Raw genomic sequence first — 19,309 nt, forward strand, 5'->3', positions numbered from 1 at the left:
GCATTCCTTTCTTCTAAATCTGAAAAAGCCGATTTAGATTCAAAACATATTGTTGCCGGATCCGTCAATCATCCGGCCGGGCAACAACTATAAAGCATACAATTGTTTTAAAACGGCGATGTAATCAATTCTCGGCCGGTATCCAACCGGTATAGGGTGCCCGTTTTCTTCAATTTCTTCTTTTTTTATCGATTTTCTCCCTCCGGCAAGCATTCTATCCCAATAAAAAAATAAATGGCGGGATTCCAGCAAAAAAATTTCTTCTTCCCTCGCAAAACGGAGAATGACAAAGCAAATTCCGCCTTGCGCCACCACCTGTTTCATATGGCTGATTTGATGCTCATGGAAGTTATGAAGCGGAAAAGAAGTATGGTTTTGCGTTTCCTTTGCTTCAAAGTCTATATATTTACCGTTCATCACCCCGTTGTAATCGGTTGTGGACGGCTGTTTAAAATAGGCTTCTTTAATGACGGCTGTGCTCCGTGACTGATAATCGACCTGGACAATCTGGATCGGGGTCGGTTTTTTATGGATAACGGCAATGCCTTCCTGCAAATAATAAGCATTGGTTTCATTCAGATCCTCTTCCAGTGTCATCCCACGGTTGCCGTATAAAATTTGGTTCGCATTTTTCCGTCCGGCTTTGTTTTTTTTCCCTTTATACTTTTTTCCGTTTGGATAACGCAATTCCATGTTCCCTCACCTCATAAGCTAAATTATATCATAGCAGAACAGACAAAGAATATGTAATAAAAAAAACAGTCTTTCGGCCCCTTTTGCGCCGGCGGGGGACAAGGAACCGGCCTGCCCGGTTTTTTTCGCTAAAAACAGGCAAAACAAAAAGCAAGGAAACATTTCCTTGCTTTTTGCTTTCATTAGGTGGAAGGGCGGTCAGGGCCGTTCAGCTTCTTATCTCCTTTTGCCAAAGACCCTTTCTGTTCCCGTGCTTTTTTCTGTTGTTGTGCTTTGTTGTCATTCGTTTTCATGGAAACCCACCTCCTGAAATTGGTGTCACCGGATTTTCCGGCATATTTATTGTTTGCAGTTCCGCCTTTTGCATACATGCCGGCACGAAAGTTGGCGCAGCCGGGAAAAATGCGCCCAAAATGGAGGCACGCTGTCGAAAGAAAACGCAAAATGAAGAAACCCGTTTTCTTTGCCGAATTGCTTCTAGTTTTGTCAGGCATGAAGGGACCGGGCCGCCTGGCAGAGAATGAATAGGCATGATGAAATTCAAGGGGGAAAACAAATGATACCGAAAGCCGCATTTTTAAACGGGCTGGAAAAAATGGAAGAGGCACTCGAAAATATTGGGACAGAGATCCGGCATAAGGCGGAGAAGGAAGCAAGAAAGCAGTCGATAAAGCAGTGGTACCATTTGAAAAAAGCAGAAATGAAGCTGGATCATTTGGAAAAAAGGGCGGAAGCATTCAGAAAAACATACAGGGCGGAAAGCTTGCGGATTGATGAAAACAAAAAAACTTCCTAAAATGAAAGAAGTCTCCCGTAAAAAAACCCGGCGAAGGGAGAATATCCGGTTAGAAGGGTGAACAGAAATGGAAGAAGGGCAATTACAAGCGTTAAACGAGCAGCTGATTGCGTACACGCTTGAGCTTTACGACCTGTACCAGGAAGTAAAGGAAACAGGGGTGGAAAAGGATTTTTTCAGCGAAGTCAAGCCTTTTTGCGATACGTTGCAGGATGCCATTGACAGGTGGCTCCCGGCCGCAAAAGCATGGGTGGAAGCCCGGAGGCCGGCGCATCTTTTTCCATCCCAGCTTGAACATACGGCCGAAAATTTGCAAATGGTTGCGGTGCGTGCTTTTTACCCGTCATCGAGCCGCAAAATGATGCTCGATTATTTTCAGTCGGTGAAATATATTCTCCAAAGCTTGCAGGAAGCATTGGAGAAATCGTAAGCGATATGGACATATCACCAATTGCCAGATGCCACATACATTATTGGTGAAGCAGGCAGGAGGCGATGGCAATGCGCGTTTTTCAAGATCCTTACAGCAGCCGGCGCACAAGAAGCATAGGTCGGTATCCTGTAATGCCGGGGGCCGGTCCGTATTACCCGCAATTTCCATATCCCGGGCAGCATTCCCCGCATGTTTATGGATACCCCCCAGCGCCGTATCCGTACGGCCAGCATCCGGGCGGGTACGGTCAGGCCTGGCATATGCACGGACAAAACGGCCAGCATGCCGGGGAAGAAGCGGCCATGCATTTGTTTGGGAACCCGCTCGAGGCAGCTGAAAAGTCAAATACCCAACACGGTGCGGCAGGGTTCGGCCATCCGTACCCGCATCAGCCTGTTCCACCAAAGCCGCCGCAAATGGGGGGATCTTTTTTGAATTCCTTCAAATCCCAGGATGGCTCCATTGATTTTAATAAAATGGTCAATACTGCCGGACAGATGATCAATGCGATTAATCAAGTATCATCGATGGTCAAAGGGCTCGGGGGCCTGTTTACAAAATAGGCTTCCGGGCCGTTTTGCTTAAAAAAGGGACAAAAAACGGAAAAAACCGGGACGCTCCCGGCCTCTTATTCAATCCTCAGCTTTTTTTTCTTTCCTTTCGGCATCAAAATCACAAGCAGCCCGTTTTCAAATTTTGCCTGAATCTGATCCCCGTCCACCAGGGGCGGCAGGGGCACAGTCCGGCTTATCCGGCGGAATGCGCTTTTCTTTTCGTAAGCTTTTTTCGTTTCATCCAAACTTGAAACGGCTTCCTCATGCCTGGCGCTAATGGTGAGATATTGATCATAAACTTCAATCTCAATCTGGCCTTTTTCATACCCGGGCAGTTTGGCTGTCAGTACATAAGCTTCATCTTTTTCTTCAAGGCGGACCGGGATCGTATCAAAAGAAAAAAATTCATCGAGATTCTCAAAAAAATGTTTGACCGGTTTTTCCTGAAAAAATTGGTCCATCGCTTGCATCAGCCCGTAAAAAGGATGCTTTTCATCCGGGCCGGATAAATTGGACATCGGCAGGCTCCTTTCTTGTTAATGATGAAAAAAATGAAATGGTTGCACAGCACTCTTTCGCTGTATAATATGAAAACCAAACGGGAAATGTGAAAGAATGCTTTAAAAACGAACGTCTATTCGATATAATAGATAGCGGGGTGAAGAAAGATGTTCAGAAAAAAGAATTTGCAGGAAATATTGGAGCAGTTGCAGATGGACCGTTCTTTCCAGGAACGGATCGTCCATTGGCATACGATTGAAGGAAAGCCGGCTGTAACGGTGCCTTTTCCTGGCAGCATCACACCGGCTGTGCTTTCGGCACTCGAAAAAAGAGGAATTTCGTCATTGTATACCCACCAGGCAGAGGCATATCAGCTTGCTATGGCAGGAAAAGATTTTACGGCCGTTACCCCGACTGCATCAGGCAAAACGCTTTGTTATAATCTGCCTGTGCTCGAGACCATCCTTCAAAACCCGGATGCACGCGCGCTCTATATGTTTCCGACAAAAGCGCTCGCGCAGGACCAGAAAAGTGAAATAAACGAAATCATTGAAGAAGCCGGCGTGCCGGTAAACAGTTATACATATGACGGGGACACGCCTTCAAATATCCGGCAGCGCGTTCGCAAAGCCGGCCATATCGTCATTACCAATCCGGATATGCTGCATTCCGCCATTTTGCCCCACCATACAAAATGGGTGTCGTTTTTTGAAAATCTAAGATTCGTGGTGATCGACGAACTGCATATATACCGCGGCGTGTTCGGCAGCCATGTCGCCAATGTGTTGCGCAGATTAAAGCGGATTTGCCGTTATTACGGGAGCGATCCGGTTTTTATTTGCACGTCCGCGACGATCCAAAACCCGAAAGAGCTGGCGGAAAAGCTAACCGGCAAAAAAATGGAACTGATTGACCAAAACGGCGCGCCAAGTGGAACGAAGCATTTTCTTTTTTACAACCCGCCGCTTGTGAATAAGCCGTTGAACATCCGGAGAAGCGCCACGCTTGAAGTCCGGAAAATTGCAGGGGAACTTTTGAAAAACAAAATCCAGACGATTGTTTTTGCAAGAAGTCGTGTGCGCGTCGAAATCATCTTAAAATACTTGCAGGAACTCGTAAAAGATGAACTCGGGGAAAAGTCGATCATGGGCTACAGGGGAGGATACCTTCCAACGGAGCGGCGGAAAATTGAGCAGGGATTAAGAAATGGGGACATATACGGGATTGTCAGCACGAACGCCCTCGAGCTCGGTGTCGATATCGGCCAGCTCCAAGTCTGTATTATGACCGGCTATCCGGGCACAATTGCGAGCGCCTGGCAGCAGGCCGGGCGCGCAGGAAGAAGGCAGGGGGAATCGCTCGTCATCCTTGTTGCCGGCTCAAGCCCGCTTGACCAGTACATCATCCGCAATCCGGGCTTCTTTTTCAACCGGTCCCCAGAGACGGCGCGCATCAACCCCGATAATCTTGTCATTTTAGTCGACCATGTCAAATGCGCGGCATACGAACTACCGTTTAAAAAAGGGGAAACGTTTGGAGACGTTGAAATCGAGGACGTGCTCGAGTTTTTAGCGGATGAACGGATCCTCCACCGGCGCGGGGATGCCTGGTACTGGATGAATGATGCTTTTCCGGCCCACAATATCAGCCTTCGTTCCGCGTCGCAGGAAAATGTCGTCATTATCGATATGACCCATGCGCCGGATGTACGCGTGATCGGTGAAATGGACCAGTTCAGCGCGATGACATTGCTCCATGAAGAGGCGATTTATTTGCATCAGGCGGTGCAGTATCAGGTTGAAAAGCTGGACTGGGAAGAGAAAAAGGCATTTGTCCGTGAAGTCGCTGTTGATTATTACACGGATGCCAATCTGGCGGTGGAGCTGAAAGTGCTGGAACAAGACCGAAAGACTGTTTTGCAGGATGCCATTATCGGCTATGGGGATGTGATGGTCCGGGCGATGCCGACGATTTTCAAAAAAATTAAATTTAACACGCATGAAAACATTGGCTCGGGGCCGATCCACCTTCCGGAAATGGAACTGCACACGAATGCCGTTTGGTTTTCCATGGGGGAAGACGCGGTACCCAAACATTTGCTGGAAGGCGCGCTTACCGGCGCTGCGCACGCACTCCAGTCGATTGCGCCGCTTTTTGCCATGTGTGACGCCCATGATATCCAGGCCGTGCCCCAAGTGAAAGCGATCCATGACGAAAAGCCAACAATCTTTTTGTATGACCGGTATCCGGGCGGCATCGGCCTGAGCGAAAAAATCTATGGCGGGGCAAGGGAAATTTTGGAATCTGCAAGAGCGATGGTTGTAAACTGCCCTTGCGAAGACGGGTGCCCTTCCTGTACGGGCGCAGAAACGGCTGCCGCGGGCGCAAAGCAGGCCGCCGTCCGGCTGTTTGATTTCTGGCTCGGGGCGATCAAAGGAGGGGCGCAACATGCCGGGATTAAAAGATAAATTAAACCGGATGAAAAACCATATCGTGAGAGACCAGCCTGAGCCTGCCGAACGGGTGGAAGCATCCCGGACCGATTCTGTTCCTTTCTTTGAAATGTGGGAAAAGGCGGGCGCTTCGCTGTATGATTTGGATGGCGAGTACTGCCTCATCCGTGAAGTCCGTTACCCGCTTGAAACAAAGCACGGCAAATATGCTTTTCGCGACTATTTTGATGCCGTCAAACTGTGGCAGCAAAAACCGGTCCGGCACCCTTTATCCGCCAAAGGCTACAGCCCGTTTGATTTGTTTTTTTTCGATACCGAAACGACCGGCCTCGGGGGAGGGGCGGGCAACACGATTTTTTTGCTCGGATATGCTTCCTTTACCGAAGAAAATGTCATTTTAAAACAGCATATTCTTCTGGAACCGGGGCTTGAAGTGCCGCTTTACTACAGTTTCCTGGAAAATATCGATTACACTGCGCTCGTTACATATAACGGGAAGGCGTTTGACTGGCCCCAGGTAAAGACGCGCCATACGCTTATCCGCGACCACGTCCCGCGTCTGCCTGAATTTGGCCATTTTGACTTGTACCACGCGGCAAAAAGGCTGTGGAAAGATGAACTCGGGTCCGTGAAATTAGCGAATGTAGAGCGTGAAATTCTAGGAGTGGAACGCGAAGAGGATATTCCGGGATATTTGGCGCCAATGATTTATTTTGATTTCGTTGAGCGCAAAAATCCGGAAGGCCTGCTTGGCGTCATCCGCCATAACGAAGAGGACATTTTATCGCTCATTACTTTGTATACTCACCTTACGTTTCAAATTCTGGAGACCGACCCAAACCAGACGGCAAAGGAAAAACGGCTTGTTGGGAAATGGTTTGAATATATCGGCGAAAATGATGCCGCCGTGAAAAGTTTTGAAGCGGCCGCGGGCGAAAATGATCTGGCTGCCAAACACCGTCTGGCCTTCCAGTATAAAAAACAAAAAGCATACAGGAAAGCCGGAATGCTTTGGGCTGAATTAGCCGAAAATGCGCCGGATACGATCAGAGCCGAAGCGTGCATTGAGCTTTCCAAACTGTATGAACACAAGAAAAAAGACCTTTTGCAAGCCGTCCACTATGCCGAAAAGGGACTGGAAATTTATCAAAAGTACGGCAAGTTCGGTTCAGGGAAATGGAAAAAATGCTATTTGGAAACGGAAAAACGCCTTTTACGGTTGTACCGGAAAGCCCAAATCCCGGCGAGATCCTCTGTCAGCAAGGAAATGTCCGGGAAAAGAACCGGTTTTTAACCGCTATTTCCTGGGCAAGCGCATGATTCGACGGGGAATCCGGGATTTTGAAACGCCCCTTGTTGGGATTTGTCGGTTTCTTTTGGATCAGAGAAAAATGCGCGCTCTTTGTCGATTTCCGCCATTTTTATTGCAGCCCGCCAAAAGTCCCGTTAAAATGGTTTTTGATCAAAACGAATTGTTAAAGAGGTCGAAAAACGATGCACCGGGCTACATGGGGGGATGGGGGCAAGGATTGGAAGAAACGGCAAATTGGGTTTTTTCCTTAGTACATGTTCCCTTTCCAAGTCATAGGTTAGTAGTGTAAGAAAAAAGACGTCTGATGATGAAAGGAGATCGGAACATGTTTCACCACCATTGCCCGCCGCGGATCATGCCGGCTGTTGTGCATCCGACAAAATGCTGCGTTACGCACACCGTCCAGGATGTCATCGTGCCGCATGTTTTCCCGACGCATACAACCCATGTGAATCACCATGTATTTCATCAGCAAAACTACTTCCCGCACACGGAATCGTACGTCAATCAAACCGATCCGGGAACGGTCAGCAACTTTTTTGATCCAGTCAAACCGCACGGGCCGAAGTGCTGCTGACAAATGGACGGCAAGGGTAATCCTTGCCGTCCTGCTTTTAGGAAAACAAAAAACGAGGAGCGTAATGCATTGGGAAAAGTTGTCGCCATTACAGGTTATAAACCGTATGAACTGGGGATATTCGGGACGGACCACCCGGGTATTCGCTATATTCAAACGGCCATCAGAAGGCGGTTAGTGGAATTGCTCGATGAAGGGTACGAATGGGTACTCATTTCCGGGCAGCAGGGCACCGAACTTTGGGCTGCTGAAACCGTTTTTGATCTACAAGCGGAATACCCGGAACTTAAACTCGCTGTGTTAATGCCGTTTGAAGGGCAGGAAGAAAAGTGGAAAGACGAACAAAAAGCATACTACGAGATGGTGCTTTCCCAGGCCGATTTTGTTGCCGCCATCTCGAAAAGGCCGTACGAAAGCCCGCAGCAGTTCCGCAATAAAAACCGGATTTTCTTACATAAAAGCGACTGCCTGATGATTGTGTATGACGAAGAACGCGAAGGGTCTCCGAAATACTTGTTCGAAGCTGCAAAAAAGTTCAGCGAATCGCACCCGTATGACATCCGCATCATTGACTTTTACGATTTACAGGCAATAATAGAAGAAGAACAGACAGATTTTTAGGCAAGCTGTGGTACAATTGACAAATAAAAAGGTTTTTGAAAAAATGAAATTATGTCTGGGAGATGTAAGGTGGTGCAAACATGTTATCGGATCAAATTAAATTGACGGCGAAAGACATTTTGGAAAAAGAGTTTAAAACGGCTGTCAGAGGCTACCGGCAGGAAGAAGTAGACAAATTTCTGGATCTGATCATAAAAGATTATGAAACGTTTAATCAGACGATTGAGGAGCTCCAGCAGGAAAACCTCCGGCTCAAAAAGCAGGCGGAAGAACTAGCAAAACGGCAGCCTGTACAGCAAATGACCGGGACAACGAATTTCGATATTTTAAAACGGCTGTCCAATCTTGAAAAACATGTTTTCGGCAACAAATTAAATGAATAGCCGGCTAAAAAATGTGTGAAATTTTTCTGTAGAAAAGGGCACGGGGAAGCGGCATAAAAAAAACAGACAATCGCTTGCCCGAACCCGGTATGGCAATGCAGGGGGAAGAAATTGACACATCCGTTAAAAATTACAGCTTGCAAGTCCCGGTTTCTTTTTATATAATAGATAAGCGTTGTGAATAACGTTCGGGTAATCGCTGCAGCCTGAAAACGGCTGTTGAGGAAAGTCCATGCTCGCACGGTGCTGAGATGCCCGTAGTGTTTGTGCCTGGCGAATTCATAAGCCAGGGCAGCCTTGATTCAAGGCTGACGGCAGGGAAAACGCCTAAACCTTTAACGGCATGGCGGAGTACCCTTGAAAGTGCCACAGTGACGAAGCTTTACGGGAAACCGTAAAGGTGGAACGAGGTAAACCCCGCAAGTGAGCAACTCAAATCATGGTAGAGGCACTCTTTCTGAGGAAATGAACGAGGAAAGAGACAAGCGTATTGCTTGTAGATAGATGATTACCGCCTTCGTACGAGATGACGCCACATCGTTTGCAGTACAAAGGCACAGAACATGGCTTACAGAACGTTATTCTGGCTGAATCGGAAGAATCGGGCCGGCGCTGCGGTATTTTGATATACAGCAGGCGCCCGGCCTTTTTTATACATAATTTTTTAAAACGTGTTATTTGGTACGGCATGCCATACAATAAGAAATATTAGACGAGAGATGGTGGGAAAATGTCTGACTTTCAATTGATCGCGACAAGCGCAATGGGGATCGAGGCGCTTGTAGCAAAAGAAGTGCGCGCACTCGGCTACGACTGTACGGTGGAAAACGGGAAAATCGAATTTGCCGGGGATGAATCGGCGATTGCCCGTGCCAATCTTTGGCTGAGGTGCGCGGACCGCGTCAAAATCAAAGCCGCTGAATTTAAGGCGGAAACTTTCGATGAACTGTTTGAAGGGACAAAAGCGGTTCCCTGGGAGGATTTTCTGCCGCGCGATGCCGAGTTCCCCGTCACCGGAAAATCGGTCAAGTCAAAGCTATTCAGTGTCCCGGACTGCCAGGGGATCGTCAAAAAAGCAATCGTTGAACGGCTAAAGTCCCGCTATAAAGGAACGAGCTGGTTTGAAGAAAACGGCCCGCTTTTTAAAATTGAAGTGGCGTTATTGAAAGACGTGGCCACGATTACGATCGATACAAGCGGGGCCGGGCTGCATAAACGCGGCTACCGCGCGGCGCAAGGGCCGGCGCCGATCAAAGAAACGCTTGCCGCCGCGCTGATCCGGCTGACAAACTGGCACCCGGACCGGCCGTTTCGCGATCCGTTTTCCGGCTCCGGCACGATTCCGATCGAAGCTGCGCTCATCGGGCAAAATATTGCACCGGGTTTTAACCGCGATTTTTTATGCGAAACATGGCCGTGGATGAGTGAGACCGTCTTTGAAAAAGCGCGCGAAGAAGCGGAAGATCTCGCCCGGTACGACCAGCCGCTTGATATAGCCGGTTCAGATATCGACCCTGGGATGGTTGAAATCGCACGGCAAAATGCCAATGAGGCAGGACTTGGCGGCATCGTCACGTTTAAACAGATGCAGGTGGCCGATTTTACGGCGCAGGAAGCATACGGCACGATTGTGGGCAATCCGCCGTACGGTGAGAGAATCGGTGAACGGACGGAAGTGGAAAACATGTACCGGGAGATGGGCCGGGCATTTGCCAAGCTTGACACATGGTCAGTTTATATTTTGACGTCGGACGAACAGTTTGAACGCGCATACGGCAAAAAAGCGACGAAAAAGAGAAAGCTTTATAACGGGTCGATCAAAACCGATCTGTACCAGTTTTGGGGACCGCGCCCGCCGCGGAAAACAGAAAACTAAGCAAGCCGAATGGTTATCGTTTGTGCGCCGCGTGAAACATGATAAGATGGACGTGCAAGTGATTTGACGGGAGGCATGATGATGGGGACAGAGTCGATTGAAAAACTGGAGCAGGACTTTTTGACATATGTCAAAAAAATCAAAGCTTATGAAGAAGCGCTCGCCCTCATATACTGGGATTTGCGGACCGGCGCGCCGAAAAAAGGCGTCGGGCAGCGCGCGGAAGTGATCGGCATTTTATCGGGTGAAGTCTTTGACATGCAAACTTCAAAAGAAATGGCCGAATTTTTGGAGAAGCTTTTGCCGCACAAGCAGCAATTGCCGGAACGGACAGCCGGTACATTGGAAGAATGCCGGAAAACATACGAACGCAGCAAAAAAATCCCGCCTGACGAATACCAGGCTTATACGGTGCTCGTCTCGAAAGCGGAAAATGTTTGGGAAGAAGCAAAGGAAAAAGCAGACTTCTCCTTGTTCAAGCCTTATCTCGAACAAATCGTGGCATTCAAAAAGAAATTTGTCCGCTACTGGGGGTATGAAGGCCATCCGTATAATCCCCTGCTCGATCTGTATGAACCGGGCATGACGGTCGATGTACTCGACCGTGTATTCGAACAAGTGAAAGATGCGATTGTGCCGCTTGTCCAGAAAATCAGTATGTCGGAAGAAAAACCGGATACGGCATTTCTTTTTCACCCATTCCCGAAAGAAAAGCAAAAAGCGTTTACGCTTGAAATACTAAAGCAAATGGGCTTTGACTTTGAGGCGGGACGGCTGGATGAAACGGTGCATCCGTTTGCAACCGGCATCAACCAGGGGGATGTGCGGATTACGACACGTTATAATGAAAACGACTGGCGCGTCGATGTGTTCGGTGTCATGCATGAAGGCGGGCACGCTTTGTATGAGCAGCATATTTCAAAAGATCTGTCGGGTACGCCGCTTGCAGAAGGCGCGTCAATGGGGATACACGAATCACAATCCCTGTTTTTTGAAAACATCATCGGCCGTTCTTTTCCGTTCTGGAAGAAAAATTATCCGCTTTTGAAACAGTTTGCATCCGGGCAGTTTGATGACGTGCCGCTTGAAGCATTTTACCGTGCAGTGAACGAGGCGAAACCATCCCTGATCCGGATTGAAGCCGATATGCTGACGTATCCGCTTCATATTATGGTGCGGTATGAAATTGAAAAAGCGCTCCTCAATGATGAAATCGAAATCGGGGACCTCCCGGAAATCTGGAATGCGAAATATGAGGACTATCTTGGCATCCGGCCGGCACATGACGGGGAAGGCGTCCTCCAGGATGTGCATTGGGCCGGCGGGGATTTCGGCTATTTTCCGTCTTATGCGCTCGGCCTGATGTACGCCGCCCAGTTCAAACATGCGATGTTAAAATCGCTTCCAGATTTTGACAAGCTTGTGGAATCGGGCAATCTGGAGCCGGTCCGAGAATGGCTCACGGCGCATGTTCACCGGTTCGGCAAATTGAAAAAACCTGCCGATATTTTGCGCGATGCCACTGGTGAAGCGCTCAACCCGAAATACTTGATTGATTACTTAACCGAAAAATATACCGATGTATACCGGATCAAAGATTAAGATAGAACTTTCGGCTAACAAACAGTGCGGCAGCCGCCGGTTTCAGAAAGAAAACCGGAAACCTGCGTATGCTGCAGATCCGGTGTGCGTAGCCTAACACAGGCAATTGTAACGATGGAAAAAACGGTGGATATTCCGGTTTTTCTATCCATGTTGCCCGCCGACTTTTCTGTAAAATTTTCGGCGGATGTTGCCTGCATTTTGCCAAACGCGAACAAAAAGAAAGACGGAAAATCCGCCGTTCGGAAATTTCGTCTTTACATGCCGGAAAGATACCCTTATACTTTTATTATAAAAACTGAACGCATTCACTCATATAATCGCGGGAATATGGCCCGCAAGTTTCTACCAGGCTGCCGTAAACGGCCTGACTATGGGTGGGCAATGGGAACGTTGTGGATGTTCCTTTTCCTTTTTGCACATGAAAAAGCTCAAAGGCGTTGCTTACTCCATTTTTTGTGGGTGCAGCGGCCTTTGGGCTTTTTTTCTGAAGGCCGCATGTTTCAATCAAGATCAATGCAGCGAAGGCAAAGAGGAGGAAAAACATTGAAAGCTTTACAAGAAAAAATTAGAAAAGATGGCATCGTGCTTTCGGACGAGGTGCTGAAAGTGGACGCTTTTTTAAATCATCAGGTCGATCCTGTCCTTATGAAACAGATCGGGGAAACATTTGCCGGGCTGTTTAAGCAGGATGGTGTAACCAAAATTTTGACGCTCGAATCTTCTGGCATTTCGCCCGCATTAATGACAGCACTTGAATTAAACGTTCCGATGGTTTTTGCCCGGAAAAGAAAACCGTTCACGCAGGACGCGGACGTATATGAAGCTTCCGTCCATTCATTTACAAAACAAACAAACCATATCATTTCCGTTTCGCGCGCTTTTTTAAATCAAGCTGACCGGGTGCTTATCGTAGATGATTTTCTCGCAAACGGCCAGGCAGCAGAAGGGCTGATCGATATAATAGACCAGGCGGGGGCTGAACTTTGCGGCATCGGCATTGTGATTGAAAAAGCATTCCAGCCGGGCGGAAAAAGGCTGCGCGACCGGGGCATCCGCGTGGAGTCGCTCGCATCCATTCGGTCGCTTGAAAACGGTACGGTCACATTTCAAGAGGAGGTGCATGCCAAATGAAACCGGAAAAAACGAAAATGACCGTACTGGCGCTCCAGCACGTTTTGGCGATGTATGCGGGCGCAGTCATTGTACCGATTATTACCGGCAGTTCCCTAGGAATGAATAGCAGGCAGCTGACGTATCTTGTTTCCGTTGATATTTTCATGTCCGGCCTTGCGACACTGCTGCAAATCTGGAAAAACCGGTTTTTCGGCATCGGGCTTCCGATTGTGCTCGGCTGCACCTTTACCGCCGTCGGGCCGATGATCGCAATCGGCAAGCAGTACGGCGTTTCAGCTGTGTACGGCGCTATTCTCGTATCAGGGCTGTTTGTCATTTTGATCAGCAAATTTTTCAGCAAGCTGGCCCGCTTTTTCCCACCAGTTGTAACCGGGTCGGTTGTGACGATTATCGGCGTGACACTTATTCCGGTTGCCATGAAAGATATGGCGGGCGGAGACGGTAGCAAAGATTTCGGCTCCCTGGCCAATATTGCCCTTTCATTCGGCACTTTGCTCATCATCGTCCTTTTGCAGCGGTTTGCAAAAGGGTTTATCCGTTCGATCTCGATTTTAATCGGGCTGGCAATCGGCACCGTCGCGGCTGCATTGTTCGGAAAGGTCAGCTTTGCCCCGGTTGCGGAAGCCTCGTGGGTGCATATCGTGCAGCCGTTTTATTTCGGCATGCCGACTTTTGAGTGGAGCGCTTGTATCACGATGATCCTTGTGGCGCTCGTCAGTCTTGTGGAGTCTTCCGGTGTTTACTTCGCTTTAAGCGGGATCACCAAACAGCCGCTCCATGAAGACGACCTTGCGAGGGGTTATCGGGCTGAAGGTCTTGCCGTCATGCTTGGCGGATTATTTAATGCTTTCCCGTACACCGCTTTTTCTCAAAACGTCGGCCTCATCCAGCTTTCGGGTGTGAAATCGAAAAACGTGATGGTACTTGTCGGCTCCTTTTTGCTCCTTTTTGGGCTGATTCCAAAATTAGGCGCCCTGACGACGATTATTCCATCTTCCGTACTCGGCGGGGCGATGATTGCGATGTTCGGGATGGTCATTGCGTCAGGCATCAAAATGCTAAGCAAAGTCGATTTCGCCAATAACGAAAACTTGTTTATCATTGCCTGTTCAATCGGGATTGGCCTTGGCGTCACGGTGGTACCGGATATTTTCAAAGGTTTGCCGTCGAATATCCAGCTCCTTACGCAAAGTGGCATTGTCGCAGGTAGTGTGACGGCGATTGTGCTGAATCTTTTTTTCCATATCCTTCCGAATAAACAAGAGGCAAAAGCAAAGGTGAAAAAAGTCGGGACACAGGCATCCTGACAGCATGAAAAAAGCTGAACCGGAATCCGGTTCAGCTTTTTTCGGGTTAATTTAAATTGCCGGTATTGATGACCGGCTGTGCGGCCCGGTCGGATACAATCGAAACCATCAGATTGTTGATCATCACCATTTTCCGCTCTTCGTCCAGTTCAAAGCCGTCTTTTTCCAGTTGCGCAATCGCCATCTGGGCCATGCCGACTGCCCCTTCCACGATTTTTTTCCGGGCGGCAAGAATGGCGGAAGCTTGCTGGCGCTGCAGCATGACGCTGGCAATTTCTGTAGAGTAGGCAAGGTGCGTGAGGCGCGCTTCCATAATTTCCACGCCGGCAACGTCAAGGCGCGGCTGAAGTTCCTCTTTTAAATGTTTGGAGACTTCCTCCCCGTTTCCGCGCAGCGAAATTCCTTCTTCCTCCGCGCTGTCATAAGGGTATTTTGTGGCAACATGGCGGAGCGCCGTTTCGCTTTGAATCTCAACAAATTCCTCGTAGTCCTCCACATTAAACACGGCTTTTGCAGCATCCACTACACGGAACACGATGACTGCCGCAATTTCAATCGGATTTCCGTCCACGTCATTCACTTTTAATTTGGCGCTGTTAAAATTCCTTACCCGCAACGAAACGCGCCGCCTTACACTGAGCGGGACCGTTACGTAAAAGCCGCTTTCCCGGATCGCGCCTATATAGCGGCCGAAAAAAGTGACAACCAGCGCCTGATTCGGTTGGATGACACAAATTCCCGAGACAAGCAGGACGCTTATGGCAAGCAGGACAATACCGGCAAAAAAATTGACGGCAAAAAGGAAAAACAAACCTAGAAGCGCGAAAACGACAATCGCTAAAATCCCGAGAAAACCGTTTATGTGCCAAGCTTTCTTTTCGGACATCTTATCCCCACCTCTTTTATTTTCTCTTCACTTCATCATAACATGCCGGCATATTGCCGTCACGCTGAGGCGAGGAAAATCCTGTAATATTTTAACAAAACAAAAGCCGCCGAAGTGTGGCGGCTACTGCCGGTTTAACTGCCATTCCTGAAAGGAGCCCGTTCCGTTGCATCCGGAACAGTCAAACGGATAAGCGTATTCGTATGCGGCCGGCATGATAAAACCGCGCCCGCCGCAATCCGGACATTTGTTTTGTTCCTGCATCGTGGACATGTATTTTTCACGTCTTGCGGACTGCCAGGCAGAAAGGGAACGGAATAATCCCATCTGCGGTCACCTCCTGATACAGCCATATTATAGGTTTTTTTCCGGAAAATTATCCGCGGTCCGCAGCATTCGCCCAGGCAAGGGAAAAAATGAGTCTAATATAGTATGAATACGATGAAAAATTCGTTAAAATAGAGCTATCAACACACAATGGGGAGTAAAGTGATGGCCAAACTACAGGAAAAAAGCAAAAACACAACACAGATTTTAAGCTTAATTGAACATTTCCGGCAAAACGGGGATGAACAAAGGGTGGAAAAAGCGAAAAACCTGCTGAAAAAAGTCCGCCGCGAAGACTTTCATATCGCGTTTTGCGGGCATTTTTCAGCCGGCAAGTCCACCATGATTAACGCGCTTTTAGGCAGCCGTGTTCTTCCGTCAAGCCCGATTCCGACGAGCGCCAATCTTGTCAAAATTGAAAAGGGGACGGAAGACTGTGCCATCGTTTATGAAAAAGGGGAAGCCCCTTTGATTTTTCACGCGCCGTATGATTTTGAAGTTGTCAAAAATTATTGCAAAAAAGGGCATGTCCAGGAAATTGAAATCACAAAGCCCGATTCCGATTTGCCGGCGGGATTGACGGTGATGGATACGCCGGGTGTCGATTCAACCGACGATGCGCACCGGATTGCCACGGAATCGGCTATTTATATGGCGGATCTTGTCTTTTATGTGATGGATTACAACCATGTCCAGTCGGAACTCAATTTTACCTTTACAAAAGAACTGCTCGATCACGGGCTTGAACTTTATTTAATTATTAACCAGATTGACAAGCACCAGAGCGAAGAGCTGCCGTTTTCCGCATTCCGGCGAGGGGTTGAAAATGCATTTGCATCCTGGCATGTCCAGCCGGGCGGCATTTTTTACACCTCTTTAAAAGACCCGGATCATCCCGATAATGAATTCGGCCGGCTGAAAGCGCTCATTGACCACGCCGTTTCCGAAAAATCCGCCCGACTGGAACGGTCTGTTGAAGCATCCTTAAGCGTCTTGGAAAAAGAGCATGACGACTGGCTTGAAGCGCAGTACGCACCGCAAAAAGCAGCATATGAGGAAGTGCTTGCAAAATATTCGGGCACCGGGAAAACGGAAGCGTACGAAGCGGAACAAGAGTGGCTTGAAAAAGAACGGGCGCTTCTTACCCGCATTGAAAATTGGGATGAGGATACGCGGCAAAAGCTTCAAACGTTTCTGGACGGCGCCTATTTAATGCCGTTTGAAACGAGAGAGAAAGCAAAGGCGTATCTTGAAAGCATGCAAAAAGATTTCCATGCCGGCGTTTTTTTTGCAAAGAAGAAAAAAACCGAAGAAGCAAGAAAACAGCGGCTCCATGATTTCTATGCCGCCCTCGAAGCCAATACCGAAGCACAAATCGACTGGCATCTCCGCCCGCTGGCGCAAGAAGCTTTAAAACCGCTGCATCTTGCTGGCGCGCAAATGCTGGAACAACAGGCCGGCATGCTTAAAGCAGATTTCAGCGAAGCAATGCTCGCCGCCCAGGTAAAAGAGGGTGCACGGCTGACAGGCGACTATATCCTCCATTATTGCGAAAATGTCTCGGATGAAATCAAACGAGCCGCCCGTGAGGCTTGGAACGATTGGAAAGCGCTCGTCCTGAAACAGGCTGCCTTGGAAACGGATGAACAGCTTAAAATGGTTCGGAAAAAGGCCGTGCAGGCAAAAGAACTAGCAGAGGCTTACAGGAATCTCGAAAAAATAGAAAGGCAGCTTGCCGAAAAACGGACTGAACTGAAAGTGCCTGCCGCACATCCGGAACAGCTGCTGGCTGAAATAGAGAAAGAATGGGCGAGTGAAAAGGCGCATTACCGGGTGTATCGCGGGGAAAAGGATGCAAAACAGCCTGAAGAAACCGGCAAGGCTTTAGAAAGCCTCGCCCCGGCAGAAAAACAAGCCGGCACATTGCCGCCTGAAACCGTGCTTGCCAAAATAGAGCAGGCGATTACGCTGCTTAAGCACCAGCACGGTTTCGGGCGGTATACCGAAACGCTCAGAACCAAAAGCAGGCGCCTGAAAAACCGCCGCTATACCGTTGCGCTGTTCGGCGCGTTCAGCGCGGGAAAATCGTCTTTTGCAAACGCGCTTGCCGGCGAAAAAGTACTGCCGGTTTCACCGAATCCGACCACAGCGGCCATTTGCAGGATCTGCCCGCCTGATGCGGCACATCCGCATAAAACAGCAGCCGTAAAGCTGAAAACGGAGGCGCAGATGCTGGAAGATGTAAACAAGTCGCTCGCTGTTTTCGGGCTTAGTTGCCGTTCGTTCGGGGAAGCGCTTGAAAAAATTGAAACTTTACACGCAAAAGAAACAGGCAAAGCAAACGAAAAAGTCCATTTATCTTTTTTGCGTGCCTTTGCGAAAGGCTTTCCTGATTTTAACGGGCGGGCCGGACAGAACTTCAATGCCGGGATGGAAGCGTTCCGCCGGTTTGTTGCCGATGAAACCCAGTCTTGTTTTGTTGAATCCATTGATTTGTTTTATGATTGCCCGTTCACAAGACTTGGCATTACGCTTGTCGATACGCCCGGAGCCGACTCGATCAATGCCCGGCATACCGGCGTAGCATTTGAATATATTAAAGACTCGGATGCGGTTTTCTTCGTCACATACTACAACCATGCCTTCGCGCGCGCAGACAGGGAATTTCTCATCCAGCTCGGGCGGGTAAAAGAAGCATTTGAACTGGATAAGATGTTTTTTATTGTCAATGCGATTGATCTTGCCTCGTCCGGCGAAGAATATAAAGAAGTGATGGACTATGTCAGGGGTCAGCTGCTCCATTTCGGCATCCGCAATCCGCGCCTTTATGGTGTATCAAGCCTGCTTGCGCTTTCAGGCAGGCGGGAGGAAGCGAAAATGGCCGAATTTGAAGCGGGCTTCCGCCAATTTCTCGACCATGATTTGCTGAATATGGTGCTTCAGTCTGCACAAAACGAGCTGGAACGCGGCCTTGCAATGGTGGATGCCGTGATCCGCGATGCCAATGAATCGATTGAAACAAAGAAAGCGAAACGGGAACTTCTCCGGAAACGGCGGGAAGAGGCAGAAGCCATTTTGAAAAATACAAAGCCGGCGTTTTTCACGGACAGCGTCATGCAGGAGCAGAAGGAGCTGCTCTATTACGTAAAACAGCGCGTTTTCTACCGCTTCGCCGACTTTTTCAAGGAAGCTTTTAATCCGGCAACGGTGAAGGCAGCGAAAGATTTGCCGGGCGCCCTTCAAGAGCTTGCAGAACTCGTTGGCTATGATTTTGCGCAGGAGATGCGGGCGACAAATGTAAGGCTTGAAGCCCATTGCCGGAAATTATTCACATCGCAAAGCGCGGAATGGAACAGGGAGATGAAACGTTTGCTTCCTGATTTGTCTGTCAGCACGTTTGAAGCGGGCGCACACGCTACGCCTGATTTTCCTGCGGCCTTTTCGGAAACGGATTTGGAACCGTTTGAAAAGGCATTCCGCCATTTTAAAAATGCGCGCACTTTTTTTGAAAAAGGGGGAAAAGCCGGCATGCAGGAAGAACTGCAGGCGATGTTTGAACCGCTTGCGCAGCAGTATCTTGACGTGCAAGGAGAAAAGCTTGCCGGTTCGTTCCGCTCATGGCTGGAGGAAGAGTTTGCAAAAATGCAATCGGAAGCTTTGCTCGATATTGCCGAACAGTTCGATGCCCGCCTTGAAGCCCTTAGAAAGAGCGTGGACGTGGCAGAATGGATGGAAATCCGCGAAAAACTCGTTTTGCCTTCCTGAGGATAAAAAATGATGTAAGAAAATATAACATTTTGTTGACAAAAAAACTCACATGGAATATAGTAAAAATATAAAGAAAAGGAGCG

The 19,309-nt window shown here is 48.6% G+C and carries 18 protein-coding genes, 1 other RNA gene and 1 riboswitch; of the genes, 14 read left to right on the forward strand and 5 right to left on the reverse strand.

All coding sequences use genetic code 11. The features are described 5' to 3' along the window. Nucleotides 1-87: 87 nt before the first annotated feature. Together recU and NFR98_RS02180 are read right to left on the reverse strand one after the other, a co-directional pair. The gene (gene recU, locus NFR98_RS02175; protein WP_046720848.1) at nt 88-693 is read right to left on the reverse strand and encodes a Holliday junction resolvase RecU; all 606 of its coding nucleotides are present in this window, start codon (nt 691-693) and stop codon (nt 88-90) included. Between the two features lie 182 nt (nt 694-875). Next, nucleotides 876-986 carry a hypothetical protein gene (locus NFR98_RS02180; RefSeq protein WP_014098195.1) on the reverse strand — a complete coding sequence of 37 codons (111 nt, stop codon included), beginning with the start codon at nt 984-986 and terminating at the stop codon, nt 876-878. Between the two features lie 263 nt (nt 987-1,249). On the opposite strand from NFR98_RS02180, the gene NFR98_RS02185 reads away from it, so the two are divergent. From NFR98_RS02185 to NFR98_RS02195, 3 genes are all read left to right on the forward strand, one after another. Next, nucleotides 1,250-1,489, forward strand: coding sequence for a hypothetical protein (locus NFR98_RS02185; protein ID WP_014098196.1), 240 nt, complete (start codon nt 1,250-1,252; stop codon nt 1,487-1,489). Between the two features lie 67 nt (nt 1,490-1,556). Next, entirely contained in the window at nt 1,557-1,919 is a 363-nt protein-coding gene (locus NFR98_RS02190) for a YppE family protein (protein ID WP_046720846.1), read from the forward strand. Nucleotides 1,920-1,990: 71 nt separating this feature from the next. Beyond that, a complete protein-coding gene (locus tag NFR98_RS02195; RefSeq protein WP_251459574.1) occupies nt 1,991-2,485 on the forward strand; it encodes a YppG family protein in 495 nt (164 codons plus the stop codon). Nucleotides 2,486-2,550: 65 nt separating this feature from the next. Here NFR98_RS02195 and NFR98_RS02200 read toward each other — a convergent pair whose 3' ends face one another. Beyond that, a complete protein-coding gene (locus NFR98_RS02200) occupies nt 2,551-2,994 on the reverse strand; it encodes an Hsp20/alpha crystallin family protein (RefSeq protein WP_014098199.1) in 444 nt (147 codons plus the stop codon). Between the two features lie 150 nt (nt 2,995-3,144). Between NFR98_RS02200 and NFR98_RS02205 the strand changes: the two genes are divergently transcribed. From NFR98_RS02205 to NFR98_RS02250, 10 genes are all read left to right on the forward strand, one after another. Next, the gene (locus NFR98_RS02205; protein ID WP_026683360.1) at nt 3,145-5,445 is read left to right on the forward strand and encodes a DEAD/DEAH box helicase; all 2,301 of its coding nucleotides are present in this window, start codon (nt 3,145-3,147) and stop codon (nt 5,443-5,445) included. After that, on the forward strand, nt 5,426-6,724 hold the full coding sequence (locus NFR98_RS02210; protein WP_251459576.1) for a ribonuclease H-like domain-containing protein: 1,299 nt from the start codon (nt 5,426-5,428) through the stop codon (nt 6,722-6,724). Before NFR98_RS02205 ends, NFR98_RS02210 begins: the two co-directional genes overlap by 20 nt. Before the next feature lie 343 nt (nt 6,725-7,067). Continuing rightward, on the forward strand, nt 7,068-7,319 hold the full coding sequence (locus tag NFR98_RS02215) for a CotD family spore coat protein (RefSeq protein ID WP_014098202.1): 252 nt from the start codon (nt 7,068-7,070) through the stop codon (nt 7,317-7,319). Nucleotides 7,320-7,388: 69 nt separating this feature from the next. After that, entirely contained in the window at nt 7,389-7,940 is a 552-nt protein-coding gene (locus tag NFR98_RS02220; protein WP_014098203.1) for an SLOG family protein, read from the forward strand. Between the two features lie 80 nt (nt 7,941-8,020). Further along, entirely contained in the window at nt 8,021-8,323 is a 303-nt protein-coding gene (gpsB, locus tag NFR98_RS02225) for a cell division regulator GpsB (protein WP_013859462.1), read from the forward strand. Nucleotides 8,324-8,507: 184 nt separating this feature from the next. Further along, nucleotides 8,508-8,899, forward strand: an RNA gene (rnpB, locus tag NFR98_RS02230) — RNase P RNA component class B. A 154-nt stretch (nt 8,900-9,053) separates the two neighbouring features. Then, nucleotides 9,054-10,199: a THUMP domain-containing class I SAM-dependent RNA methyltransferase gene (locus NFR98_RS02235; protein WP_251459578.1), complete on the forward strand. Its 1,146-nt coding sequence runs from the start codon at nt 9,054-9,056 to the stop codon at nt 10,197-10,199. A gap of 81 nt (nt 10,200-10,280) precedes the next feature. Next, complete coding sequence (locus NFR98_RS02240; RefSeq protein WP_251459580.1) at nt 10,281-11,801, forward strand: carboxypeptidase M32; 1,521 nt, start codon at nt 10,281-10,283, stop codon at nt 11,799-11,801. A 292-nt stretch (nt 11,802-12,093) separates the two neighbouring features. Then, nucleotides 12,094-12,195: riboswitch (purine riboswitch) on the forward strand. A 152-nt stretch (nt 12,196-12,347) separates the two neighbouring features. After that, the gene (locus NFR98_RS02245) at nt 12,348-12,935 is read left to right on the forward strand and encodes a xanthine phosphoribosyltransferase (RefSeq protein ID WP_035188158.1); all 588 of its coding nucleotides are present in this window, start codon (nt 12,348-12,350) and stop codon (nt 12,933-12,935) included. After that, on the forward strand, nt 12,932-14,245 hold the full coding sequence (locus NFR98_RS02250) for a nucleobase:cation symporter-2 family protein (protein ID WP_061565595.1): 1,314 nt from the start codon (nt 12,932-12,934) through the stop codon (nt 14,243-14,245). The genes NFR98_RS02245 and NFR98_RS02250 overlap by 4 nt, the downstream gene beginning before the upstream one ends. A 46-nt stretch (nt 14,246-14,291) precedes the next feature. Here NFR98_RS02250 and NFR98_RS02255 read toward each other — a convergent pair whose 3' ends face one another. Together NFR98_RS02255 and NFR98_RS02260 are read right to left on the reverse strand one after the other, a co-directional pair. After that, entirely contained in the window at nt 14,292-15,131 is an 840-nt protein-coding gene (locus NFR98_RS02255; RefSeq protein WP_035188112.1) for an SPFH domain-containing protein, read from the reverse strand. Between the two features lie 123 nt (nt 15,132-15,254). After that, nucleotides 15,255-15,458 (reverse strand): hypothetical protein, encoded by a 204-nt coding sequence (locus NFR98_RS02260; protein ID WP_035188116.1) that lies wholly within the window; start codon nt 15,456-15,458, stop codon nt 15,255-15,257. Between the two features lie 165 nt (nt 15,459-15,623). Here NFR98_RS02260 and NFR98_RS02265 point away from each other — a divergent pair, with 165 nt between their 5' ends. Continuing rightward, the gene (locus NFR98_RS02265; protein WP_251459582.1) at nt 15,624-19,223 is read left to right on the forward strand and encodes a dynamin family protein; all 3,600 of its coding nucleotides are present in this window, start codon (nt 15,624-15,626) and stop codon (nt 19,221-19,223) included. Nucleotides 19,224-19,309 lie beyond the last annotated feature (86 nt).

The sequence above is a fragment of the Weizmannia agrestimuris genome, from assembly GCF_943193165.1.
GTDB classification, from domain to species: Bacteria; Bacillota; Bacilli; order Bacillales; family Bacillaceae_C; genus Weizmannia; species Weizmannia faecalis.

Bases quoted from the DNA above. Each gene is read 5' to 3' on its own strand.
- NFR98_RS02180 (WP_014098195.1), bottom strand. From the start codon at position 986: ATGAAAACGAATGACAACAAAGCACAACAACAGAAAAAAGCACGGGAA.
- NFR98_RS02250 (WP_061565595.1), top strand. From the start codon at position 12,932: ATGAAACCGGAAAAAACGAAAATGACCGTACTGGCGCTCCAGCACGTT.
- recU (WP_046720848.1), bottom strand. From the start codon at position 693: ATGGAATTGCGTTATCCAAACGGAAAAAAGTATAAAGGGAAAAAAAAC.
- NFR98_RS02190 (WP_046720846.1), top strand. From the start codon at position 1,557: ATGGAAGAAGGGCAATTACAAGCGTTAAACGAGCAGCTGATTGCGTAC.
- NFR98_RS02265 (WP_251459582.1), top strand. From the start codon at position 15,624: ATGGCCAAACTACAGGAAAAAAGCAAAAACACAACACAGATTTTAAGC.
- NFR98_RS02240 (WP_251459580.1), top strand. From the start codon at position 10,281: ATGGGGACAGAGTCGATTGAAAAACTGGAGCAGGACTTTTTGACATAT.
- NFR98_RS02195 (WP_251459574.1), top strand. From the start codon at position 1,991: ATGCGCGTTTTTCAAGATCCTTACAGCAGCCGGCGCACAAGAAGCATA.
- NFR98_RS02215 (WP_014098202.1), top strand. From the start codon at position 7,068: ATGTTTCACCACCATTGCCCGCCGCGGATCATGCCGGCTGTTGTGCAT.
- NFR98_RS02185 (WP_014098196.1), top strand. From the start codon at position 1,250: ATGATACCGAAAGCCGCATTTTTAAACGGGCTGGAAAAAATGGAAGAG.
- gpsB (WP_013859462.1), top strand. From the start codon at position 8,021: ATGTTATCGGATCAAATTAAATTGACGGCGAAAGACATTTTGGAAAAA.
- NFR98_RS02260 (WP_035188116.1), bottom strand. From the start codon at position 15,458: ATGGGATTATTCCGTTCCCTTTCTGCCTGGCAGTCCGCAAGACGTGAA.
- NFR98_RS02235 (WP_251459578.1), top strand. From the start codon at position 9,054: ATGTCTGACTTTCAATTGATCGCGACAAGCGCAATGGGGATCGAGGCG.
- NFR98_RS02210 (WP_251459576.1), top strand. From the start codon at position 5,426: ATGCCGGGATTAAAAGATAAATTAAACCGGATGAAAAACCATATCGTG.
- NFR98_RS02205 (WP_026683360.1), top strand. From the start codon at position 3,145: ATGTTCAGAAAAAAGAATTTGCAGGAAATATTGGAGCAGTTGCAGATG.
- NFR98_RS02200 (WP_014098199.1), bottom strand. From the start codon at position 2,994: ATGTCCAATTTATCCGGCCCGGATGAAAAGCATCCTTTTTACGGGCTG.
- NFR98_RS02255 (WP_035188112.1), bottom strand. From the start codon at position 15,131: ATGTCCGAAAAGAAAGCTTGGCACATAAACGGTTTTCTCGGGATTTTA.